This is a genomic window from Labrys sedimenti (genome assembly GCF_034424805.1).
GTDB classification, from domain to species: domain Bacteria; phylum Pseudomonadota; class Alphaproteobacteria; order Rhizobiales; family Labraceae; genus Labrys; species Labrys sedimenti.
Genome location: NZ_JAXOUF010000080.1, coordinates 1 through 1,497, shown reverse-complemented (window position 1 = coordinate 1,497; position 1,497 = coordinate 1). Strand labels below are relative to the sequence as shown.

Annotated in this window: 1 protein-coding gene; it reads left to right on the top strand. The window is 68.8% G+C overall.

What is annotated here, in order from left to right:
• Positions 1-1,497, top strand: a 1,497-nt coding sequence (locus tag U1R88_RS35480) for an autotransporter outer membrane beta-barrel domain-containing protein (RefSeq protein WP_322435551.1), incomplete at both ends; no start/stop codon positions are given.

Below are 1,497 nucleotides of genomic sequence, written 5' to 3'. Positions count from 1 at the left end.
GGCAATTCCACCGTCTCCGGCACGGTGAAGAATGCCGGCAAGATCGCCTTCCAGGCCGGTGGCCCGACCACGCTGACGGTGCGCAACTTCGTCAATGACGGCGGCACCATCCAGGTGAACATCAATGCCGAGGGCCAGACCGACTTCATTCACGCCACCGGCACCGCCACCCTCAACGGCGGCACGGTTTCGGTCATCCCCGCTTCCGGCAGCTATACGATCGGCCGGACCTACAGGATCCTCACCGCCAATGGCGGCATCACCGGCCAGTTCGCCAAGGTGGTTGACAACGCCCCCTTCGTCGATCTCGGCCTGTCCCAGAATGCCAACAACGTCTATCTGAAGGTCACGCGCAACGACACCAGCTTCGCCTCGGTCGCCAGCAGCGAGGGCCAGCGCGCCGTGGCCGACAGCGTGGAGACGCTGGCGAGCGGCAACACGCTCTATCAGGCCGTCGCCAAGGCGCCGGATGTTGCCAGTGCCCGCCAGGCCTTCTCGACCCTGTCTGGCGACATCCATGCCTCGGCCCGCAGCGTGCTGGTCCAGGATAGCGGCCTCATCCGCGATGCCGTGCTGAACCGGCTCTACACCGCCGATCTCGGTGCCATCGCACCGGCGGCAACACTCTCGGGCCCGACCGCCTATGCCGGGACCATGCCGGCGGCAGCGCCGGCGCCGTTCGGCTCGGCCACCCCGGCGGCCCTGTCCGGCCTCTGGGCCCAGGGCTTCGGCTCCTGGGGCCATCTCGGCGGCGGCGGTCGCGACGCCCGGGTCGATCACGACACCGGCGGCTTCCTCATCGGCTTCGATACCCTGGTCCAGGGCTCGTTCCTGCAGGACTGGCGCCTGGGCGCCTTTGCCGGCTACAGCCATTCCAGCTTCGACGTCGATGCCCGCGCCGCCTCCGGCACCGCCGACAACTACCATGTCGGCCTCTATGCCGGCCGGCAGTGGAACGCCCTCGCCCTGCGGCTGGGCGCAAGCTACACTTGGCACGACATCGACAGCGACCGCACCGTGGCCCTGCCGGGCTTTGCCGACAGGCTCAGCACCAGCTACGACGCCGGCACGGCCCAGCTCTTCGGCGAGCTCGGCTATCGCATCGATACCCAGGCCTTCCGCCTCGAGCCCTTCGTCAACGCCGCCTATCTCAACCTGCACACCGACGGCTTCCGCGAGACCGGCGGCGACGCGGCTCTGACCGGCCAGGGCGAGACCAGCAACCTGGGCTTCACCACCCTGGGGCTGCGTGCGGCCACCAGCTTCGATCTCACCGAGGGCACCAGCGCCACCCTCCAGGCCACCCTGGGCTGGCACCACGCCTTTGGCGATGTCAGGCCGACGGCTGCGCTCGCCTTGGCCAATGGCTCCGTCTTCAACGCCAGCGGCACGCCAATCGCCCGCGACGCCCTGGTGGTCGACACCGGCATCAGCGTGGCGCTGTCGCACACGGCCAGCCTCGGCGTATCCTACAGCGGACAATTCGGCGAAAAGGCC